Raw genomic sequence first — 18,338 nt, forward strand, 5'->3', positions numbered from 1 at the left:
GGTTCCTGCGGTGCGGGGGGCGGGGATCGTGGCGGGGTCGGCCGTGCGTGCCGCGCCGGGCTGGCCGTCGTCGGGGGTGGGGGCGACGGTCGGCGAGGTCGTCGGGCCGGGCCCGCCGGGGCCGGGGCCGGAGCGGGCCGCGTCCTTGGCCGCTGCGGCGTCGTGGGCGGCGGCGAGGCTGCTCAGCGGGTGGGCCAGGGCCGAGGCGACGTCAGGGCTGAAGGGACTGATGCTCCCCGTACGCCCGGCGCCCCCCAGGAAGCCGCCCATCAGCGAGTCCGCCGTGAACGGGTTCTGCACTTGCCCGTACACCACGCCGTTGGCGATGAAGCTGCCGAACGGAGAGGCGATCGTGTTGGTGAGGCCGGTGGTCAGGGCGCGGCCGGTGAAGCCGGGCACGTGCCGGGTGACGCGGGAGACGGGGCCGGCCAGCCGGGTGCCGATGACGGCGCCGGTGCCCGCGCCGACGACGGCGGCGCCGGACTTCTGCCAGTCCCAGTTCTGCCGGGTGCCCATCTGGATCTGCTGGTACTGGGCCGCCGCGTCGATGAAGAACTCCTCACCGATCTCCTCGATGAGTTCCCTGCCGATCGGCGAGGTCAGCAGCCGGGTGAGGATGCCGCGCCCGGTGGCCCCGCTGAGCACGGCCACCCTGGCCAGCCTGGTGGCACCGGCCTCCCGGCCGGCGAGGGTGGCGAGCCTGACCAGGATGCGGCTCATCGCCGAGCGCCCCGCGGCCGCGTACGGGCCGATGAGGGCGGTGGCGCTGCCCGCGGTGAAGAAGTTGACGAACAGGGCGATGCCGATGGCGACGACCGTCACCCAGAACGCCACGTTCACGGAGAGCTTGGAGTACTGCGTCTCGACGGCGAAGTTGTCGGCCTGCTGCGAGTACGCCCGCGCGTTGCCGCTCACCCCGGACAGGCCGACGTCGTTGCCGTACAGCTCGCGGGCCCTGGCGACGAAATGGGAGGTGGCGGGCGCCATCCAGCCGTTCACGATGGTCCGCGCGGCCGAGCCGGCGGGCTCGGCGGGGCTGGTGGCCCCATCGGCGACCGCCGCGTACGCCCGCGCCAGCGCCGACAGCCCGCTCTCGCTGGCCCCCGGCCAATGCTGACCGGCGGCCAGCATCGGGATCACCCAGTAGACGACCCAGTCGGGCAGCGCCTCTGTCTCCCAGACGGGAAGCGTGTCGGTGTCGATCCTGGCGACTTCCCGCGGGTTCGGCAGCCCGCCGGAGCCCTGGACGTCGATCCCGCCCGTGTGCGACATGTGCGCGCCTCAGACTTCGCGCGTCTGACCGGTCGTGAGGTCATGCCGGATGTCAGCGTCCGTCTGGAGGGTGTTGTCGATGGCCATGCGCAGCCTGTCCCCCGCGTCCGTGACCTCTCTGGGGAGCCGGGAGCACCGGGCGAGCATGTCGCCAGGCCCGTTGTCGCGGAAGTGCGATTCGCGGAAGGAGTCGCCCTCGGCACCGGGGCCCCAGGGCTGGGTCGCCAGGCACGCCTCGACGGCGGCGGCCAGCCTCGGCAGGCCGCGTTCCAGCTCCTCAGCCATCGTGGTCCACTCGGAGATGCCTCGATCCACGACGGGTTTGGCGATGTACGTGCCGTCCCATTCCTTCACCTGTCGCCCCCCATCTGGTCGGTGAGCCGTGCCAGCACGGTCTCGACGTCGCCGTCCAGATGCGCCCTGAAGTGCTCTGGAGGAATCACCGGCTCGAAGATCTTCACGATGCGTTCCTGCGCCGCCGCGGCTGCCTTCCGCGCGGTCTCCGCGATCGTGTCGGCCAGCTTGCGCGCGTCGGGACGCCGGTAGATGCGCGGGTCGAGGTCAAGCCGGACGATCTCGCCGCGCGCCCCCACGGTCACCGAGACGAGGCCGTCGGGCGAGGTCTCGGTCGTCTGGACCGCCCTCGCCTTGGCGTGCAGCGCGGGCCCCTCGTCCTGCAGCCGGGTGAACATGTCGCGCAGCTCCTCCGCGTACGCGCGCATCCCCGCCACATCTGGCCGCTCCGGTGAGCCCATATCCCCCTCGCGGCATTCTGTCCTGTTACGGCACATCTACCTGTCAAGTAAGTTTCCGTCACATGAACACCATGAAACAAGGGTCTATCCGAAAAGTTGTTAATTTCGATAGATGACCGGTATGACCTCCTCGCGCAGTTCACCGGCTTCCGCCCGAGGCGCCCAGCGGCGATAGACGCCCCGCTCGACCCGTTCCAGGCCCAGCTCGCGGGCGATGACGACGGACCCGCCCAGATATTCGAGCAGCAGCCGCCCGTCCCGCTCGTCGTGCACCTGGAACGGCTGGCCACGCCAGTGGCACACGACCGTGACGAAGTGCAGCGACTCGCACTCGGGGGCGGGGACCGTACGCACGTGGCAGCCGGGCTCGACCTCCTCGAAACCGTCAAGGGGGCCGGGGCTGCGCAGGCGTACCCACAGCTCCAGGGCGTGCGGCTCGGGGCTGGCGGCGTAGTCGGCGCCCCGCCAGCGGGCCCGGTAGGCGTGCCAGGCCGTCACGCGTTCGTGCCGATCAGCAACCAGCGCCGCAGGTCGCCGTGGTAGAGGGCCCTGCGGTGCTCGGCGCCTTCGATGGTCAGCTCCCAGATCTCGGCCCCGTGGGGCAGGCCGACTCCGTACACCTTGTACTCGCGGATGACGTTGTCGACGCTGGGCACCAGCCCCATGCCCACGAAGGGCGGCTCCTCCACCACCCAGCCCGCCACCGCCTGCCTGCCCTCCTCGTCGGCGCCTCCGTACGGAGTGCGGTAGAGGTCAAGGCCGACGGGACGCCAGCGCAGGATGTTCAGCGAGCCGCTCTCGGTCAGCACGTCCTGGGCGTTCAGCGCCGCGGCGAGGACGGCGGGCGTGGCGATGTGGGCGACGTCCAGCGCGTGGTGGCAGTAGCCGGACACCCGGGGCTCGGTGGCGGCCAGCAGGGCCGGGAGGTCGGCGGGCGCGAGCAGCTTCTGCACCACCGGCACACCCGATTCGGGGTCGATCAGGAGATCCTGGGCCATCGTGGGCACCGCCAGCCTGGCCACCGTCCCCGGCTCCAGCAGGAACGACACCGGCAGCCCCGCGTTGACCGCCAGCCCCCACCGCAGGTCAGGCCAGCCGGCCGCCAGCTCGGTCATCGACACGACCCGGCAGTGGGTGGCGGCGCCGCCGGTGGCCAGCCGCATCGCCTCGACGGAGGTGTAGGCGAGCAACCACGTCCGCCCGCCACCGCCGTCGGCCACCCCGGCCGAGCTCCGCCCCTCCTCCACGGCCGATGCCCGGCTCCCCTGCCCGGCGGGCGTCCGATCTCCCTCCCCGGCAGCCGTCCGGCCTTCCTCCACGCCGATCTCCCCGGCCGGTGTCCGCCCCTCCTCCACGGCGGTCGCCCAGGTGGGGGTCTCGCGGCCCTCCGCGGCGGCGGCGGTGATCGGCAGCGCCAGGTCGGCCCCGCGCAGCAGGCTCAGGCACAGTGCCCGCTGCCCGTCCTGGTGGGCGGCCCAGAGCCGCTCCTCGAACGGCGTGGCCGGCAGGTGATCAACGGCGGTCATCCGCCCATTCTGTCAATGACCGCTCGGAGGTCACCGTGCTATGAAGAACACGTGAACGAAGCCAGCCCGGACGAGGTCGAGGCCGCCTTACGCCGGGCGATGGACGGCGGCGACGACTCCCTCGTGGAGTTCTTCGCGACCCTGCTCCGCGGCCATGTCGTCATCCTGGCCAGACCGGGCAGGAAGAAGCGCCCCGCGGAACCGCCGATCGTCCTGCAGTTCTTCACGATCGACGGCGAGGATCACATCCCCATCTACACCTCACCCGCGAAGGTCGCCGCCACCCGCGCGGCCCATCCCGGCATGATCGACGGCTCCCCCTTGATGACGATCGACCCTCGGGGCCTGTTCTCCATGACCTGGGGACGCCACTTCATCCTCAACCCCCACTCGGACGACAGCGTGGACTTCCCACCGGGTCAGATCGACCGGCTCATGGACGCGGTGGACGGCACGTTCACCATGATGCGCGTCGGCTCGGCGGACGACGTCCCGCCGAGCGTCGTCGAGAAGATCACCAGGTGGCTGGACCAGGTGCCGGGTGTACGGGCGGCGCACCTGGGCTGGAGGTACTACCCGTCGCAGGGCCGGAAGACGATCATGGTGGTGATCCTGGACGACCCCGGCGACCTTCCCGCCGCCACACTCGACTTCCCGCCCGGCAGCGCCCTTGAACAGGCCGTACAGATCGAGATCCTCGCGCCGGGCCCCGACGGGATGAACCTGCTGGAGGACGTCCCGCCCTTCTACGTACGGCCCTGAGCCAGCGCCAGTTCCTCAAGCCGTTCGACCACCTCGCCGATCGGCGCGGAGGTGTCGATCTCGACCGAGGAGGTGGCCCTGAGCAGCGGCTCCACGTTGGCCAGGTCGCGCAGGATCGCCGCACGCTCCTCGGGGAGCTTGCCGAAGGGGTTGTCGGTTCGCGCGGCGATGCGGGCGAGCATGATCTCGACGGGAGCGCTGAGCAGCACGACGTGGTCGAACAGAGGGTAGAACCGGCCCTGGTTGGACTTGCAGCCGGCCACGAAGAGGGTGCCCTCGTCGTGGTGGGTGAGCAGGTCGCTGATGGCCTCTTCCCGCCACACCCAGTCGGCGGTTCCGTCGGGCAGGGTCACCCAGTGGCTCCATTGGTCGGTGTCGGTGTCGACGGCGCGATGCCCCCGGGCGGCCAGCAACTGCGACGTGGTGGACTTGCCGGTGCCGGACATCCCGGTGACCAAGACCTTCGCCATCCGGGTGAGACTAGCGCAACCGTGCGACGCGCCGGTCAGCCGTCGTGGCCGACGACGGCGGTGACGCGGATCTCGACGCGCATCTTCGGGGCGCCGAGGGCCGCGACGCCGATCTCGGTCCAGATGGGCGAGCGGTCGCCCATACGCTCACGGAACTGCTCGACCATGACCCGGTTGTGGACCTCTCCGATGAAGTCGGCGGAGCCGGGGATGTGGTAGGAGTCCACCGAGATCACATCGCGCCACGTCGCACCGGCCTCGGCAAGGGTGCGCCCGACATTCTCGAAGGCCTGAACTGGACCGGGCTGGTCTCGCTGGTTCTGCTGCTGCCTGGGCGGCTGGAGTCGCCGCTGCAACAGGGCGCCGGGCTGACCCTGTTCGAATACCTGGCCCTCAGCCACATCTCGGAGGCTCCTGAGCGCCGCCTGCGGATGAGCGAGCTCGCCTACCTGGCCAACGGCTCCCTCTCGCGCCTGTCCAACGTCGTCAAGCGGTTCGAGCAGCGCGGCTGGGTGGAGCGGTCGCCCGACCCCGGCGACGGCCGCTACACCGTCGCCGACCAGCAGGCGCTGGCCCGCATCGCCGCCAAGCTGCGCGTCCGGCCCGTCGACCTCGCTTAGCCGGCCCGATTTCCGGAGGTCAGGGCACCGGCTGGAGATCGGGTTGCCGGGCGGCGGCCGAGCGCAGGGCGCGATACAGCAGGCGGGCGTCGCCGAGCCGGTGGCGCAGCAGCCGTTCGAGGCCGCCGATGGGGATGAGGTTCTGGGGAGCGCGCGGGTCCTTGTAGTCCACGCCCGCCAGCGGCGGCAGAGCGTGGCTGACCGAGTCGGCCAGGCGCACCAGGTCGTCACGGGACAACTCCGCGCTCGCCTCGCAGCGCACGACGCCCGCCCACGGCATGCCGGACTGCCCGGGCAGCCGCAGGTACCAGGCGTGGCGGCGCCAGCTCGTACCCATGAGGAAGATCGGGGTGCGCTGCCCCGGCAGCAGCCGCGACACGGTGGCGGCCTGCGGCGCCGGCAGGTAGGCGGTGTGGTGGGTCTTGATGAACCCGACCGTGCGCGGCAGGTGCGCGCGCCCCCGCAACGGCCCGTCCACCACCAGGAGATCGTCCCCGGCCCGGTGGGGGACGGCCAGCTCGACCTCCAGCCGGGTGAGGTGGCGCTGGAGCGCCAGGGAGAGCTCCTCCATGCCGGAGCCGGGGGCTCGCCTGGCCCGGTAACCGGCGGCGATGTCCACCGCGTGCGGGGAGGCACTGAACAGGGACCTGCTCACCTCCACGGCGGCGAGCTCGGCCCCCTCGCCCGGAGCGCAGCGGACGATCCCGGCGGCGCAGGACGCGGCGATCCCGGGCATGGGCTCGGCCCCGTCAGAGGTGTGGGTCCACACGCGGGCGTCGATCCTGCGTACCCCGTCGGCGATCAGCAGCACGTCCGGGGGCGCCGTGCCGGGGTCCGGGGTGACGGGACGCCAGTCGGCGGCGCTCATCTCGACGTCCAGATCGAGTTCCGCGCTCGTCGCGTCCAGCTCGGCGAGCGCCTCGGCGTTCAGCGCCGCCGAGTAGCCGGGGTCCCACGGGTCGACGGTGAACGTCATGTCGTCCTGCACAGATGTGACCCCTTGGCGTCGCGGTGGACCTCGAAGCGGACAGGGACGCGGTCGGCCAGCGCCGGCACGTGGGTGACCACGCCCACCATGCGTTCGCGGCCTCCGGCCAGGCGTTCGAGCGTGGTGGCCACCGTGTCCAGGGTGGCCGGGTCGAGGCTGCCGAAACCCTCGTCGAGGAAGAGGGAGTCGAGGCTGCGGGCCGCCGCGGTGGACAGCCCGGCCACCTGGTCGGACAGGGCCAGCGCCAGCGCCAGCGCGGCCTGGAACGTCTCCCCGCCCGACAGCGTGCGCGCGTTGCGCCGCATGCCCGCCTCGGCGTGGTCGATGACCTCGATCTCGTTCCTGGGGCCGAGGGCCAGCTCGTACTGGTCGTCGGACAGCTCGCGCAGGGTCTCGGAGGCGGCGGTGACCAGCAGGTCGAGCGCCTCGGTGCAGAGCCAGCGCTCGAAGGCGTCCGCCCGCAGGCACTGGGCCAGCTCCTTCGCCACCCTGGCCCGCTCCTCCTCCGTCCTGGCCTGCTCGTCGAGCTCCCTGGCGGTGGCGCGGTTCTCCTTGACCCGATTGAGCCGCTCCCGCGCCCGCGCGATCGCGACCACCACCAGCTCACCCAGCCGGGCGGCGGCGGCATCGGGCGCATCGTGTCCGCCCGGACCGGCGGCGGCATCGGCGGGGACGGGCACATCGTGCTCGGCCAGGCGGGCCACCACGGCCGACCACAGGCGGCCGGCCCGGCGTTCGGCCCCGGCGATGCGCCCGTCCTGGGTTTCCAGGGCAAGCCGCTGCCCGGTGGCCGCCTCCTCCCGCCAGGTGAGCAGGCTCGTCCAGGCGTGGTGGAGGTCGCCGCGGTCCAGGGGCGGCGCGCCGAGCGGCACCACGGTGTCGCGGGCGGTCTCCAGGTCGCGCCAGAGCCGGTCGGTCCTGCCGGTCAGCTCGTCGGCGCGGCTCCTCGCCCCGGCGAGCCCGGCCCGGGCGTCCCGGCCGGCCTTCCTGAGCCGGGCGGCACGACGGTGCGCCTCACGCACGACCGCGAGCCGCTCCTCCACCTCAGCGCGGAGGGCGGCGGGCAGGGGGACGGCGGAGGCGCGGGTGGACAGGTCGTGGGCCGTGCGTTCCAGGTGGCGGGCCTCGGTCTCCGCCCGCGTGTGCCGGGTCCTGGCCTGCTCGGCCTCCTGCTCGCAGGCCGCCACGCGCCGCTCGGCCGCGCGCAGGCCGGCCGTCTCCGGGTGGTGGGGCAGGTGTTCGACGGGACGCAGGCAGGTGGGGCAGTCGTGGCCGACGACCAGGCGGCGGGCCAGCTCGGCGCCGAGGTGCGCGTCGCGCAGCCGGTCCCTGGCCTGCTCGGCCTCGGCCAGCTCCGCCTGGAGCGTACGGGAGCGGGCGGCGAGCGGTTCGAGCTCAGCCCGCGTCCTGGCCGCCGAGTCCGAGGCGGCCCGGAGTTCGGTGACGAGGCGCTGGTGCTCCTCGATCTTCCTCAGCTCGTCCGTCAGCACGTCGGGATCGTCCAGGGCGGCCAGCTCGTCCTCGGCCCGCTGCTCAGCGGCCTCCGCGTCGGCCGCGGCCGACGTGTGCCCGGTGACCTCCTTGGCCGCCTGACGGGCGGTCTCGGCGAGGTCGGGCACCTCGGGGGGCATGGCGAGCGCCGTCAGCGCGGCCAGGCGCCGCCGCAGGTCGTCCCGTTCCTCCGACAGCGCCCGGCGTTCGGCGTCGGAGGCGCTGAGCGCGTCGAGATCGGTCCTGACCTGGTCGCCGAGCGCACGCAGGGAGTCCAGCCGTGCGGCGGCGGCCTGCTCGGCGGCCTCGTCGGCGTCCGTAAGGCGGGCCAGCCGCCCGCGGGCGAAGCTCGCCGCCTGCGCCGCGGCGTTCTCCTCCTGTACGGCGCGCTGGCGTACCCGCTCGTAGACGTCGGCGCCGAGGAGCTGGACCAGCAGGTCCTGCCGTTTGCCCGGCTCGGTGTGCAGGAACTCGGCGAACTTGCCCTGCGGCAGCACGACGCACTGGGTGAAGAACCGGTACTCCAGGCCCGTGATCCGCTGGACCTCGGTGGTGACGGCGGCGCCCTCCGCGACCGGGCCGAGGATGGCGCCCATCAGCTCCTCCAGCCCGGCCGACGGCGGGAGGTCCGGGTCGAGCTCGTCGAGCCGGGCCTCGGAGGTGTGCACCTTGCCCTTGGGGTCGCGTTTGAGCGCGCGTACCACGGCGTGCCTGCGGCCGGAGCTCTCGAAGACCAGCGCGACCTTGCCCGCGATCGCGGACGGGGCCAGGGCGTGGGAGATGACCTTCTTGTCGTCCCAGCGCGGCACGGTGCCGTACAGGGCGAAGCAGATGGCGTCGATGAGCGTGCTCTTCCCCGCCCCGGTCGGGCCGACGAGGACGAAGTAGTCCACGTCGGAGAAATCCACTGTGACCGGCTCGCGGAAACTGCCGAAGTTGTCCACGTGCAGCAGCAGCGGGCGCATCAGGTCGTCACCTCCTCGTGGAGCCGGTCGAACAGCGCGGCCACCTGGTCGTTCTGGCGGCCGGCCGCGGACAGGTAGTCGCGGAACAGGTCCCGGGGGCCGCGGGCGCCGCCGGGTGACGGGCTGCGGCGGGGGTCGCGTACCGGCTGGAAGCGCTCGTGGACGGACACCTCCAGCGCGGTGGGAAGGATCTCGCGCACGATGTCGGCGAGCCCGGGGCGCGGCCGTTCCTCCACGATCACCCGCAGCCAGGTCTCCCCCAGGTCGGCGGCCATCGCCTCCAGTTGCTCCAGCGTGCCCGTCCTGGTGGCCAGGGCGCGGGCCGAGGTGATCTCCGCCTCGCGCACGACCGCCGGGCGGCCCGGCTCGACCGTGACGAGCAGCGCCCCGGGGACGTTGTCCTCCTCGCCGAAATCGACCGCCAGGGGCGAGCCGCTGTACCAGATCGGGCAGGGGCCGGGGATCTGCTGGCGGCGGTGCAGGTGGCCGAGGGCGGCGTACTGGGTGGCAGGGGGGAACGCGGTGGGCTCGAAGTAGTAGGAGAAGATCGACTGGGCCCGCCGCTCGCCGCCGCCGAACCTGCCGCTGGGGAGCGTGCCGTGGGTGGTGACGAGGTTGACGGTGTCGGCGCCGAAGTCCGCGGTGAGGGCCTGGAGGAGTTCGGCGATGCGGGCGGCGTAGTCGCGGTTGTGGTCGGCGGGGGTTCCGGTGAGGACGTCGGCGGCGCGCACGACGTACCGGTGGGACAGGAACGGCAGCACGGCCAGCCGCACCGGCTCCCCGGAGCGGGCCGTGAACGTCAGGGTGCCGCCCTGGTCGGGACGGCGGAAGGAGCCGACGACGTGAATGCCCAGCCGGCCCAGGACGGGACGGTAGACCTCCAGGAGCTGGGGGCTGTCGTGGTTGCCGGCCAGCACCACGACGTCGCGGCCGTCCTCGCGCAGCGCCAGCAGGGCGGGCAGCACCAGCGACTGGGCCTCCGGGGTGGGCGCGGTGGTGTCGAAGAGGTCCCCGGCCACGATGACGGCGTCCACGTCCTCCTCGCGGGCCAGCGTCACGAGCTCGCCCAGCACGGCGCGGTGCTCGTCGATGCGCTGGCGGCCCTTCAGTACCTTGCCGACGTGCCAGTCGGCGGTGTGCAGGATCTTCATCCGGCTCCTTAGAAGGGAGGTACGTCGTCGTCGGCGCCGGGCAGCCCGGCGAAGGGGTCGTCGCCGCGGCGCCGGGTGACGGCGGGCAGCGGCTGCGCCTCGGAGGGGCGGGTGGCCCACGCGGGGAAGGGGAAGGAGATCGCGAGCGGCACGGGGATCTCCGGCTGGGCGACGAACATCGTCCCAGGCCGGGCGATCGTGGCACGTTCCCGGGCGGTCGCGGGCAGCCAGCCGTACTCCGGGCGGGTGGCCTCGGCGGAGTCGAGCCGCCCGGCGACGCGGACGGCGGAGTTGGCCACGATGCGCCGCTCGACCTCCGAAGCCGTCTGCTGGGCGCCGATGAGGATCACGCCCAGGGAGCGGCCGCGTTCGGCCACGTCGAGCAGGATCTCCTTGATGGGCGACTCGCCCTCGCGGGGCGCGTACTTGTTCAGCTCGTCCAGGACCACGAACAGCAGCGGCTTGGCCGTGCCGGCGCTCTCCTTGCGGGAGAACTCGCCGCGCAGGGTCACGCCGACCACGAACCGCTGGGCCCGTTCCGGGAGGTTGTGCAGGTCCACGATGGACACCTGGGCGTCGGACGTGGCGATCGAGTGACGTCCGCGGGCGGGCAGGTCGCCGCGGATGATCGGCGACAGGGGGCGCACCGCGCTGCGCAGCCGCCGCAGGAACGCGTTCACCGTGCCCAGCGGCGTCGGGGCGCCGGTCCACGCCGAGCGGGTGCCCTCGTCGGCGAGCCGGCCCGCGATGAGGTCCACCAGGTCGGCGAAGGTCCGGCAGAGCGGGCCCGCGTCCTCGCCCGGGCGGCGCACGCGTACGGAGCCGCCCTCGCCCACCGGCTCGGCCCAGGACTGCAGCCGGGCCGCCACCTGGCCGACGAGCAGCGAGTATTGCGCCCGCTCGTCGTCGGCGTCGGTGAAGACGAACCGCAGCAGCTCCTCCGCGCAGAACTCCGCCAGCGTCCAGTAGTAGGCGCTGACCCCCTGGGTCCTGGCCGCGACGTTCGGCACGCCGTTGGGGTCGTCGGGGCGTGGCGGGGCGAACACGTGGACGCTGTGGAAGGGGGCCGCGGGCAGGCCGAGGCGCGCGTACTGGTCTCTCGCGGCGGCGTCCAGCCGGGTGTTGCCGTGATCGAGGAACAGCAGGTCCTCGCCTTTCACGGAAAAGATCAACGCTTTCGTGTTCGCGGCCTCCGCGCCGAGCACGCCGGAGTTGAATATCGAATACACCAGGAACGTGGCGAACGACGTCTTCGTCGCCACACCGGAAACGCCGGAGATCGACACGTGCGCGCCGCGGGTGCCGTCGAGGAAATCGAAATTGACGTACATGGGGCGGCCGTCGCGGCCCAGGCCGATGGGGATGCGGCGGTCCATGACGTCGAAATAGAGCGCCTGGTCGCGGTCGCCGCCGCCGGCCCGGTAGACGAGCGCGCCGGGCAGCGGCGGCACGAACACCTCCGGCTCGACCCGGGTCACCCGTACCTCGGCGCATTCCACGACCGCGGCGGGCAGGGCGCCGTCGGCGATGAGGAAGACGTCGGAGTCGAAGCCGGCGCCCTCGTGCCTGGCCTCGACCGCGGACACCACCCCCGCCACCAGCACCTGGCCGAAGCCCGGCGTCTCCCGCCTGGTCACCACCACGTCGTCGAGCTGCGCGATCCGGCCGGGCGCCAGCGCGACCCAGAACGACAGCGGCGAGGCGGCCTGCGTGCCGAGGACCCGGCCGATCGCCTCCCCCGACGCAGCGGCCCCGTCAGCCACGGCCTCCGCCTTTTCGATCACAAATCCTCTCCCGCCCCAAAGGTCCTTTATATCTCTGCAGAATCCTAGCTATCGGGGTAAAGAGATATTCGCCTGCCCATCCGCGCCAGGGAGACCGCAATGACCATGGAGTACGCCACCCGCTACCGCTCCCACTCGCACCTGCCGCCCGAGCCGGGCCGGCCGTATTTCGTGGAGAAGGGCATGGGCGACCGCGCCGGAGAAGTTCGGCACCGTCCCCCAGCGGTACGACGTCCGCTTCCTGCCCGACCAGCACTGGCGGAACGCGACCGATTAAGGCACTGGCCTTACTAAGGCAATCGCCTTAAAGTTGGGGTGTCTGTCAACGACTGAGGGGCCGCAATGACCGAGACAGTGCCGAACTACCCCTTCGAGCGGGACGCCACGCTGGAGCCGCCACAGGAATGGGCCGACCTGCAGGCCCGCTGCCCGGTGGCGCACGTACGGCTGCCCAGCGGCGACACCGCCGAGCTGCTCACCCGCTACGACGACGTGCGCACCGCGCTCACCGACCCGCGCTTCCTGCGCGGCGGCGAGAACGCGGCGCGGGTGGCGACCACGAAGGACGGCGGGATCTTCAACCGTGCCACCTCGGGCACGGACATGATGCGGGGCGAGGGCCACATGCGCTGGCGGCGGCTGCTCAGCCGCTCCTTCACCATCAAGAAGATGGAGTCGTGGCGGCCCCGCGTGCAGGCCATGGCCGACGAACTGCTGGACGAGCTGATCAAGTCCGGCTCCCCCGCCAACCTGTCGGCGCACTTCGCCCTGCCGCTGCCGGTGCGGGTCATCTGCGCGCTGGTCGGCGCCCCGAGCAGTGACCAGGACAAGTTCGCGCACTGGTCGCAGGTCATGCTCACGCTGACCCGCTACAGCCAGGCGGAGGTCGAGCAGGCGTACGTGGACTTCGACGGATACGTCTCCGACCTGGTGGACGCCAAGCGCGCCGACCCGGGCGACGACCTGCTGAGCGAGCTCACCCAGATCTCCGACAGCGAGGACGGCCGGCTCAGCCACCAGGAGCTCATCGCCACCGTGCGGGCGCTGCTGCTGGCCGGGCACGAGACCACCTCCAACATGATCGCCATCATGACGGCGATGCTCCTGTCGGAGCGCGAGCGCTACCAGGCCGTCATCGACGACCCGGAGCTGATCGGGGGCACGGTCGAGGAGATCCTGCGCCTGGACACCACGCTCAGCGTGATCGGCTTCCCCCGGGTCGCCGCCGAGGACGCCGCGTTCGACGACGTCACGGTGCCGGCCGGCGCCACCGTCATCCCGTGCCGGCCCGCCGCCAACCGGGACCCGCGCCGGTTCGACGAGCCCGAGCGGTTCGACCCGCGCCGGGCCAACGCCGCCCAGCACCTGACGTTCGGCGTGGGCGCGCACTACTGCCTGGGCCAGCCGCTGGCCCGCCTGGAGCTGCAGGTCGTGCTGGGCACGCTGATCCGCCGGCTGCCCACGCTGAACCTGCGCGACGGCGTGGACGGCCTGCACCTGCGCAAGGGGCTGCTGACGGGCGGGCTCGAAGACGTGTGGGTCACCTGGTGACAACCCGGCAGGCGGTGGTGGCCAGGGGCCTGATCATGCGTACGGCCGAGCGGCTCTACGCCACCCACGGCTTCGCCGCGGTCTCCATCCGGCAGATCGGCGAGGCCGCGGGCCAGCGCAACAAGTCGGCCGTGCAGTATCACTTCTCGGGCCGGGACGACCTCATCAAGGCGATCCTGGCCGAGCACGCCGAGGCGATCGAGCGGCACCGGCTGGCGCTGACGGCCCCCGACGGCGAGCCAGGGGACCGCATCCACCGCTTCGTCCTGCCCCGCATCGAGCACCACATCGACCTGGGCACTCCATCCTGGTACGGCCGTTTCCTGGCCCAGGTCACGGTGGAGCCCGCGCTGCGCGAATACGCGGTGCAGGCCCACCTGAACACGCCGTCCCTGCGCGGCCTGCGACTCGACCACGGGGCGGCGGCCACCCGCCACCGGGACATGACGCGGCAGCTCATCGTGCACATGTCGGCGGAGCTGGAGATGGAGCTGGCACGGGAACAACCGCCGCCCGAGATGGCCGCCGCGGCCTGGCGGCGGCTGGGCGCGGACCTGGTCACGGCCATCGGCGCCCTTCAGCGCGCGTAGCGGCGGGCGTGCGGCCGGTGCTCGCCGTAGCGCTCGGCCGCGCGCAGGGCGTCCAGGAAGGAGTCGGGGCCGTCGAAGTCGGGCATCTCGACGTAGGCGGCCCCGATCCCGGCCGGGTCGTGCGCGTCGGAGCCCACCGTGCCGGGCAGGCCGTACGCCAGCGCGGTACGCGACGCGGCCCGGTTGTGCTCCTGGTCGGCGACCTTGGCGTTGAACACCTCGACGGCGTCGATCATCCCGGCCTCGCACATGCCGTCCAGCTCGGCCCCGACGCCGGAACGCAGCGGATCGTAGGGATGCGGCGCGCACACCACCCCGCCCTGCGCGCGGACACGCCTGACCACCTCGCGGGCGCTCAGCACGTACGGCACCCGCTCGTTCAGGAACAGCCCGATCAGCTCTCCCGAGCCGGTGCGAATCTCCTCCCCGAGCACGACCCGGGCCCCGACCGCGCGGGACAGCCGCTCCGCCGTGCCGTCCAGGTGGTTGTGCTCGGTGAGGCACACGACGTCGATCCGGTGCGCCGCCACCCGCTCGGCGAGCTGGTCGAGCGTGGTGACGGCGTCCCCGGACGCGACGGTGTGCACGTGGCAGTCCACCCGCACCCACCCGGGCCGCGCGGACCTGCCCGTGTCCGGCGCGACGATCACGGCGTACGCTCCTCCACCGGGCAGGCGGCGCCGGCGGGAACGGGCTGGGGAGCCTTGCGGCGGCCGCCCAGCGAGGCCAGCACGGCGAGCACCGAGACGCCGGTCAGCACCATCAGCGTGAACCGGTAGCCGGTGACGAGCTGGCCGACGTTCCCTGGAGCGACGTGCGACAGGGTCCCGGCGAACACCGCGGGCCGCAGGGCGGCGGGCAGCGGCCCCGTGACTAGCGACAGGGCCAGCGCGTTGCTCACCACGACGCCGCTGTTCTGCACCATGAGCCGCATGGCGTTGACGATCCCCACGCGATGCGGCGGCAACTGGTCCAGCAGCGTGGTGGCGGTGGCGGGCATGAACATCCCGGCCCCCGCTCCGACCAGCACCATGCCCACGCAGATCGCCGCATATCCGACGTCGACGGAGATGAAGGTCACCAGCACGACCAGGCCCAGGGTGCCGACGATGTTGCCGAGCAGCGCCACCAGGCGGGCGCCGAGCCAGGAGTGCAGCGGCCCCGCGCACATGGAGGCGACCATCATGGCGATGGACGTCGGCAGCACCTTCAGCCCCGCCGACACCGGATCCTCGCCGTGCACCGCCTGGTAGAACAGCGCGACCAGCAGCACCACCGCCATCCTGCCCACGGTGCTGAGGAACGAGGCCAGCAGGTCGAAGGCGAACACCCGGTCGGCGAACAGCCGCACGTCCACCACGGGATGCCGGCTGCGCCGCTCGACGAGGACGAACACCGGGACCAGCACGGCGAACAGCACGATCCCGCCCAGCACCACGGGGTTCGTCCAGCCGAGGTCGGCGGCCTGCGACAACCCGAACAGCAGCCCGCCGAGCGACACCAGCACCAGCACGTTGCCCGGCAGGTCGATGCCCCGCTCCCCCGCCGCCGGCGCCGTGCGGCGCAGGGTCACCGCGCCCCACACGAGGCAGAGCACGCCGAGCGGCACGTTGTACCAGAACACCCATTCCCACCCGAACCGGTGCGTGAGGAACCCGCCGAGGGTGGGGCCGACGAGCTGGGCGACGGAGAAGGAGGCGATGTAGATGCCCAGGCCGCGGCCGAGATGCCGGCGCGGGAAGGCGTCGGTGAGCAGCGCGGCGCTGTTGGTGAGCAACATCGCGCCGCCCGCGGCCTGCACGACGCGCAGGCCGACGACCCACCAGTCGGTCGGGGAGAAGCCGAGCAGCAGGCTGGCACCGGTGTAGGTGGCCAGCCCCCACAGGTACATCGACCGCCGCCCGAACATGTCGGCCAGCCGCCCGAACACCACCATGAGCACGGTGTTGGCCAGCATGAACGACAACAACATCCAGCTCGCGGCGGCGGCGCCTGAGTGGAAGTGCCGCACGACCTCGGGCAGCGCCACGTTCAGCGAACTGCTGCCGAGGGCGGTGACGATGCTGGCCAGGCTGACCACCGACAACACCCGCCACGCGTAGCGCAGCTGAGGGTCGGCCATCTCAGAAGGTGACCAGGGACCGGATCACGTCGCCCGTTCCCATGGCGGTGAACGCGTCGCCGACCTCGTCGAGGGTGATGCGCCTGGTGATCAGGCCGTCCAGGTCGAGCCGGCCGGCCCGCCACAGGCGCAGCAGGCGGGTGAAGCCGGTGCGCACGTCGGCCGAGCCGTACAGGCAGCCGAGCAGGCGGCGTTCGGTGGCGAACAGCTCGGCGGCGCTGAAGGACACCATGTCGTCGACGATGCCGGCGCCGACGACGACGGTGGTGCCGCCGCGCCGGGTCGCCTTCCACGCCTGGCGGATGGTGGCCGAGCGGCCGACGACCTCGAAGGCGTAGTCGAAGCCGCGCCCCTCGGTCAGCTCCTTGGTGGCCTCGATGAGCCCGTCAGGGGTGGTCGTGTGGGTGGCGCCGAACGCGCGGGCGGCCTCCAGCTTGCCTGGTACGCGGTCCACGGCCAGGATGGGCGCGGCGGCGGCCAGCACGGCGCCCTGGATCACGTTGATCCCGACGCCGCCGCAGCCGATCACCAGGACCGACGCCCCCGGAGGCACCTTGGCGGTGTTGACCACGGCGCCGACGCCGGTTATCACCGCGCAGCCGACCACGGCCGCCACGTCGAACGGCACGTCGTCCGGGATCGGGATCACGGCCCGCGCGTCCACCACGCTCTCCTCGGCGAAGCAGCCCACGCCGAGCCCCGCGTACGCCGGCTCGCCGCCGGCGCTCAGCGTCGGGGGCCCGGCGGAGCGGACGCTGACGCACAGGTTCGGCTGGCCGCCCAGGCAGAAGAAGCAGTTCCCGCAGGGCGGGATCCAGGACAGGATCACGTGCGTGCCCACGGGCGGGCCCGCCACGCCGGGGCCGAGCTCGACCACCTCGCCCGCGCCCTCGTGCCCGGGCACCAGCGGCAACTGGGCGGGCAGCCTGCCCTCGCACATGGACAGGTCGGAGTGGCAGACGCCGGCGGCGCGCAGGCGCACCCGGACCTCTCCCGGGCCCGGCCGCCGAACCGTCAGCTCGTCGCTGACCTCCACAGGCTTGCCCACTTCGCGCAGGATGACGCCTCTCATGTGCCTTCCTCCGCTCTAGAGCTGTACAGACGTGGTGGTCAGGAACTCCTCCAGGCCGAAGCGGCCGTACTCGCGGCCGTACCCGGACTGTTTGAAGCCGCCGAAGGGCGCCAGGCCGTTGTGGGCGCCGTCGTTGATCCTGATCTGCCCGGCCCGCAGCCGCCTGGCCACCGTTGCGGCGCGGCCCGGGTCGGCGGCGCGCACACCGGCCGCCAGCCCGTACGGGGTGCCGTTGGCGATCCTGACCGCGTCGTCTTCGCCGTCGTAGGGCAGGATCACCAGGACGGGCCCGAAGATCTCCTCCTGCGCGATCCGCGACTCGGGCGTGACCCCGCTCAGCACGGTCGGCCGCACGTAGAAGCCGCGTCCGTGCTCGCCGGGCGCCTCAGGCCCGCCGGTGAGCACGGTGGCCTCCGCTGCCCGCAGGTGATCGCGTACGCGCTCCCGCTGGAGGGCCGAGACCAGCGGCCCGAGCTTGGTGGCCGGGTCACGGGGGTCGCCGACCGTGTACGTCTCCGCCTCCCGCGCCGCGATCCGCTCCGCCTCCGGCAGCCGCTCACGCGGGACCAGCAGCCGGGTCAGCGCGGAACAGGTCTGCCCGGAGTTGAGGAAGCACGCCCCGACGCCCTTGCGCACGGCGTCCTCGAAGGCGGCGTCGTCGAGGTCGTCGAGCAGCACGTTCGGCGACTTGCCGCCCAGCTCCAGCGCGGTGCGCTTCACCCCGGCCGCGGCCAGTTCGGCCACCCGCCGCCCGGCCCGGGTGGAGCCGGTGAACGACACCATGTCCACCAGCGGATGCCCGGCCAGCGCCTCGCCTGCCTCCGGCCCGGTGCCCGAGACCAGGTTGAACACGCCCGGCGGGAACCCGACCTCGTGCATCACGTCGGCCAGCACGAACGCGTTGAGCGGCGTGACCTCGCTCGGCTTGACCACGACCGTGCAGCCCGCCGTCAGCGCCGGGGCGACCTTGGCCGCGATCTGGTGCAGCGGGTAGTTCCACGGGGTGATCGCGCCGACGACCCCGATCGGGTCGCGGTAGACCACCGAGCCGCCGAGCCGCTCCTCGAACTCCATGCCCGCCGCCACCTCGGGCATGGAGGCGAAGGTCCTGATCGGCGAGCCGACCTGGATGAGCCGGGTCATCGGCAGCGGCATGCCCAGCTCGTCCACGATCATGTCGGCCAGTTCCTCGGCCCGCTCCTTCAGCGCGCCCGCCGCC

The 18,338-nt window shown here is 72.6% G+C and carries 19 protein-coding genes; 4 read left to right on the forward strand and 15 right to left on the reverse strand.

Annotated elements, in window-relative coordinates; all coding sequences use genetic code 11:
• The 5 genes from ACFPZ3_RS67525 to ACFPZ3_RS67545 all read right to left on the reverse strand — a co-directional run.
• The coding region (locus ACFPZ3_RS67525) for a WXG100-like domain-containing protein (RefSeq protein ID WP_379524866.1) at positions 1-1,272 on the reverse strand (1,272 nt) is incomplete at its 3' end.
• A 9-nt stretch (positions 1,273-1,281) separates the two neighbouring features.
• Entirely contained in the window at positions 1,282-1,626 is a 345-nt protein-coding gene (locus ACFPZ3_RS67530) for a hypothetical protein (RefSeq protein ID WP_379524867.1), read from the reverse strand.
• A complete protein-coding gene (locus ACFPZ3_RS67535) occupies positions 1,623-1,994 on the reverse strand; it encodes a YbaB/EbfC family nucleoid-associated protein (RefSeq protein WP_379524868.1) in 372 nt (123 codons plus the stop codon). The genes ACFPZ3_RS67530 and ACFPZ3_RS67535 overlap by 4 nt, the downstream gene beginning before the upstream one ends.
• Positions 1,995-2,126: 132 nt before the next feature.
• Positions 2,127-2,525 (reverse strand): hypothetical protein, encoded by a 399-nt coding sequence (locus ACFPZ3_RS67540; RefSeq protein WP_379524869.1) that lies wholly within the window; start codon positions 2,523-2,525, stop codon positions 2,127-2,129.
• The gene (locus tag ACFPZ3_RS67545; RefSeq protein ID WP_379524870.1) at positions 2,522-3,553 is read right to left on the reverse strand and encodes an SseB family protein; all 1,032 of its coding nucleotides are present in this window, start codon (positions 3,551-3,553) and stop codon (positions 2,522-2,524) included. Before ACFPZ3_RS67545 ends, ACFPZ3_RS67540 begins: the two co-directional genes overlap by 4 nt.
• A gap of 51 nt (positions 3,554-3,604) precedes the next feature.
• Between ACFPZ3_RS67545 and ACFPZ3_RS67550 the strand changes: the two genes are divergently transcribed.
• Positions 3,605-4,315, forward strand: a complete 711-nt coding sequence (locus ACFPZ3_RS67550; protein ID WP_379524871.1) for an SseB family protein — start codon at positions 3,605-3,607, stop codon at positions 4,313-4,315.
• Here ACFPZ3_RS67550 and ACFPZ3_RS67555 read toward each other — a convergent pair.
• Both ACFPZ3_RS67555 and ACFPZ3_RS67560 read right to left on the reverse strand, forming a co-directional pair.
• Positions 4,300-4,785, reverse strand: coding sequence for an AAA family ATPase (locus ACFPZ3_RS67555; protein ID WP_379524872.1), 486 nt, complete (start codon positions 4,783-4,785; stop codon positions 4,300-4,302). The two genes, ACFPZ3_RS67550 and ACFPZ3_RS67555, sit on opposite strands and share 16 nt — an antisense overlap.
• A 35-nt stretch (positions 4,786-4,820) precedes the next feature.
• Positions 4,821-5,141 carry a Rid family hydrolase gene (locus tag ACFPZ3_RS67560; RefSeq protein WP_379524873.1) on the reverse strand — a complete coding sequence of 107 codons (321 nt, stop codon included), beginning with the start codon at positions 5,139-5,141 and terminating at the stop codon, positions 4,821-4,823.
• On the opposite strand from ACFPZ3_RS67560, the gene ACFPZ3_RS67565 reads away from it, so the two are divergent.
• Positions 5,064-5,405: a MarR family winged helix-turn-helix transcriptional regulator gene (locus ACFPZ3_RS67565; RefSeq protein WP_379524884.1), complete on the forward strand. Its 342-nt coding sequence runs from the start codon at positions 5,064-5,066 to the stop codon at positions 5,403-5,405. The genes ACFPZ3_RS67560 and ACFPZ3_RS67565 overlap by 78 nt on opposite strands.
• Positions 5,406-5,424: 19 nt before the next feature.
• Here the strand turns inward: ACFPZ3_RS67565 and ACFPZ3_RS67570 are convergent, their stop codons facing one another.
• The 4 genes from ACFPZ3_RS67570 to ACFPZ3_RS67585 are packed head-to-tail and all read right to left on the reverse strand — an operon-like array spanning position 5,425 to position 11,784.
• Positions 5,425-6,393 carry a hypothetical protein gene (locus ACFPZ3_RS67570; protein ID WP_379524874.1) on the reverse strand — a complete coding sequence of 323 codons (969 nt, stop codon included), beginning with the start codon at positions 6,391-6,393 and terminating at the stop codon, positions 5,425-5,427.
• Positions 6,378-8,849, reverse strand: coding sequence for an AAA family ATPase (locus ACFPZ3_RS67575; RefSeq protein ID WP_379524875.1), 2,472 nt, complete (start codon positions 8,847-8,849; stop codon positions 6,378-6,380). The genes ACFPZ3_RS67570 and ACFPZ3_RS67575 overlap by 16 nt, the downstream gene beginning before the upstream one ends.
• Entirely contained in the window at positions 8,849-10,000 is a 1,152-nt protein-coding gene (locus tag ACFPZ3_RS67580; RefSeq protein ID WP_379524876.1) for a metallophosphoesterase family protein, read from the reverse strand. Before ACFPZ3_RS67580 ends, ACFPZ3_RS67575 begins: the two co-directional genes overlap by 1 nt.
• 8 nt (positions 10,001-10,008) lie before the next feature.
• On the reverse strand, positions 10,009-11,784 hold the full coding sequence (locus ACFPZ3_RS67585) for an ATP-binding protein (RefSeq protein WP_379524877.1): 1,776 nt from the start codon (positions 11,782-11,784) through the stop codon (positions 10,009-10,011).
• 342 nt (positions 11,785-12,126) lie between these two features.
• Between ACFPZ3_RS67585 and ACFPZ3_RS67590 the strand changes: the two genes are divergently transcribed.
• Both ACFPZ3_RS67590 and ACFPZ3_RS67595 read left to right on the forward strand, forming a co-directional pair.
• Positions 12,127-13,335 carry a cytochrome P450 gene (locus ACFPZ3_RS67590; protein ID WP_379524878.1) on the forward strand — a complete coding sequence of 403 codons (1,209 nt, stop codon included), beginning with the start codon at positions 12,127-12,129 and terminating at the stop codon, positions 13,333-13,335.
• Positions 13,332-13,925, forward strand: a complete 594-nt coding sequence (locus tag ACFPZ3_RS67595) for a TetR/AcrR family transcriptional regulator (protein ID WP_379524879.1) — start codon at positions 13,332-13,334, stop codon at positions 13,923-13,925. The genes ACFPZ3_RS67590 and ACFPZ3_RS67595 overlap by 4 nt, the downstream gene beginning before the upstream one ends.
• Here ACFPZ3_RS67595 and ACFPZ3_RS67600 read toward each other — a convergent pair.
• The 4 genes from ACFPZ3_RS67600 to ACFPZ3_RS67615 all read right to left on the reverse strand — a co-directional run.
• Positions 13,913-14,575 carry a PHP domain-containing protein gene (locus ACFPZ3_RS67600; RefSeq protein WP_379524880.1) on the reverse strand — a complete coding sequence of 221 codons (663 nt, stop codon included), beginning with the start codon at positions 14,573-14,575 and terminating at the stop codon, positions 13,913-13,915. The genes ACFPZ3_RS67595 and ACFPZ3_RS67600 overlap by 13 nt on opposite strands.
• The gene (locus ACFPZ3_RS67605) at positions 14,572-16,047 is read right to left on the reverse strand and encodes an MFS transporter (RefSeq protein ID WP_379524881.1); all 1,476 of its coding nucleotides are present in this window, start codon (positions 16,045-16,047) and stop codon (positions 14,572-14,574) included. Before ACFPZ3_RS67605 ends, ACFPZ3_RS67600 begins: the two co-directional genes overlap by 4 nt.
• 1 nt (position 16,048) lies before the next feature.
• Positions 16,049-17,119 carry a Zn-dependent alcohol dehydrogenase gene (locus ACFPZ3_RS67610; RefSeq protein ID WP_379524882.1) on the reverse strand — a complete coding sequence of 357 codons (1,071 nt, stop codon included), beginning with the start codon at positions 17,117-17,119 and terminating at the stop codon, positions 16,049-16,051.
• Positions 17,120-17,134: 15 nt separating this feature from the next.
• On the reverse strand, positions 17,135-18,338 hold a 1,204-nt coding region (locus tag ACFPZ3_RS67615; protein WP_379524883.1), incomplete at its 5' end, for an aldehyde dehydrogenase family protein.

The sequence above is a fragment of the Nonomuraea insulae genome, from assembly GCF_042656245.1.

Coding starts and splice junctions, on each gene's coding strand:
- ACFPZ3_RS67535 (WP_379524868.1), bottom strand. CDS start 1,994: ATGCGCGCGTACGCGGAGGAGCTGCGCGACATGTTCACCCGGCTGCAG.
- ACFPZ3_RS67545 (WP_379524870.1), bottom strand. CDS start 3,553: ATGACCGCCGTTGATCACCTGCCGGCCACGCCGTTCGAGGAGCGGCTC.
- ACFPZ3_RS67555 (WP_379524872.1), bottom strand. CDS start 4,785: ATGGCGAAGGTCTTGGTCACCGGGATGTCCGGCACCGGCAAGTCCACC.
- ACFPZ3_RS67575 (WP_379524875.1), bottom strand. CDS start 8,849: ATGCGCCCGCTGCTGCTGCACGTGGACAACTTCGGCAGTTTCCGCGAG.
- ACFPZ3_RS67580 (WP_379524876.1), bottom strand. CDS start 10,000: ATGAAGATCCTGCACACCGCCGACTGGCACGTCGGCAAGGTACTGAAG.
- ACFPZ3_RS67590 (WP_379524878.1), top strand. CDS start 12,127: ATGACCGAGACAGTGCCGAACTACCCCTTCGAGCGGGACGCCACGCTG.
- ACFPZ3_RS67605 (WP_379524881.1), bottom strand. CDS start 16,047: ATGGCCGACCCTCAGCTGCGCTACGCGTGGCGGGTGTTGTCGGTGGTC.
- ACFPZ3_RS67610 (WP_379524882.1), bottom strand. CDS start 17,119: ATGAGAGGCGTCATCCTGCGCGAAGTGGGCAAGCCTGTGGAGGTCAGC.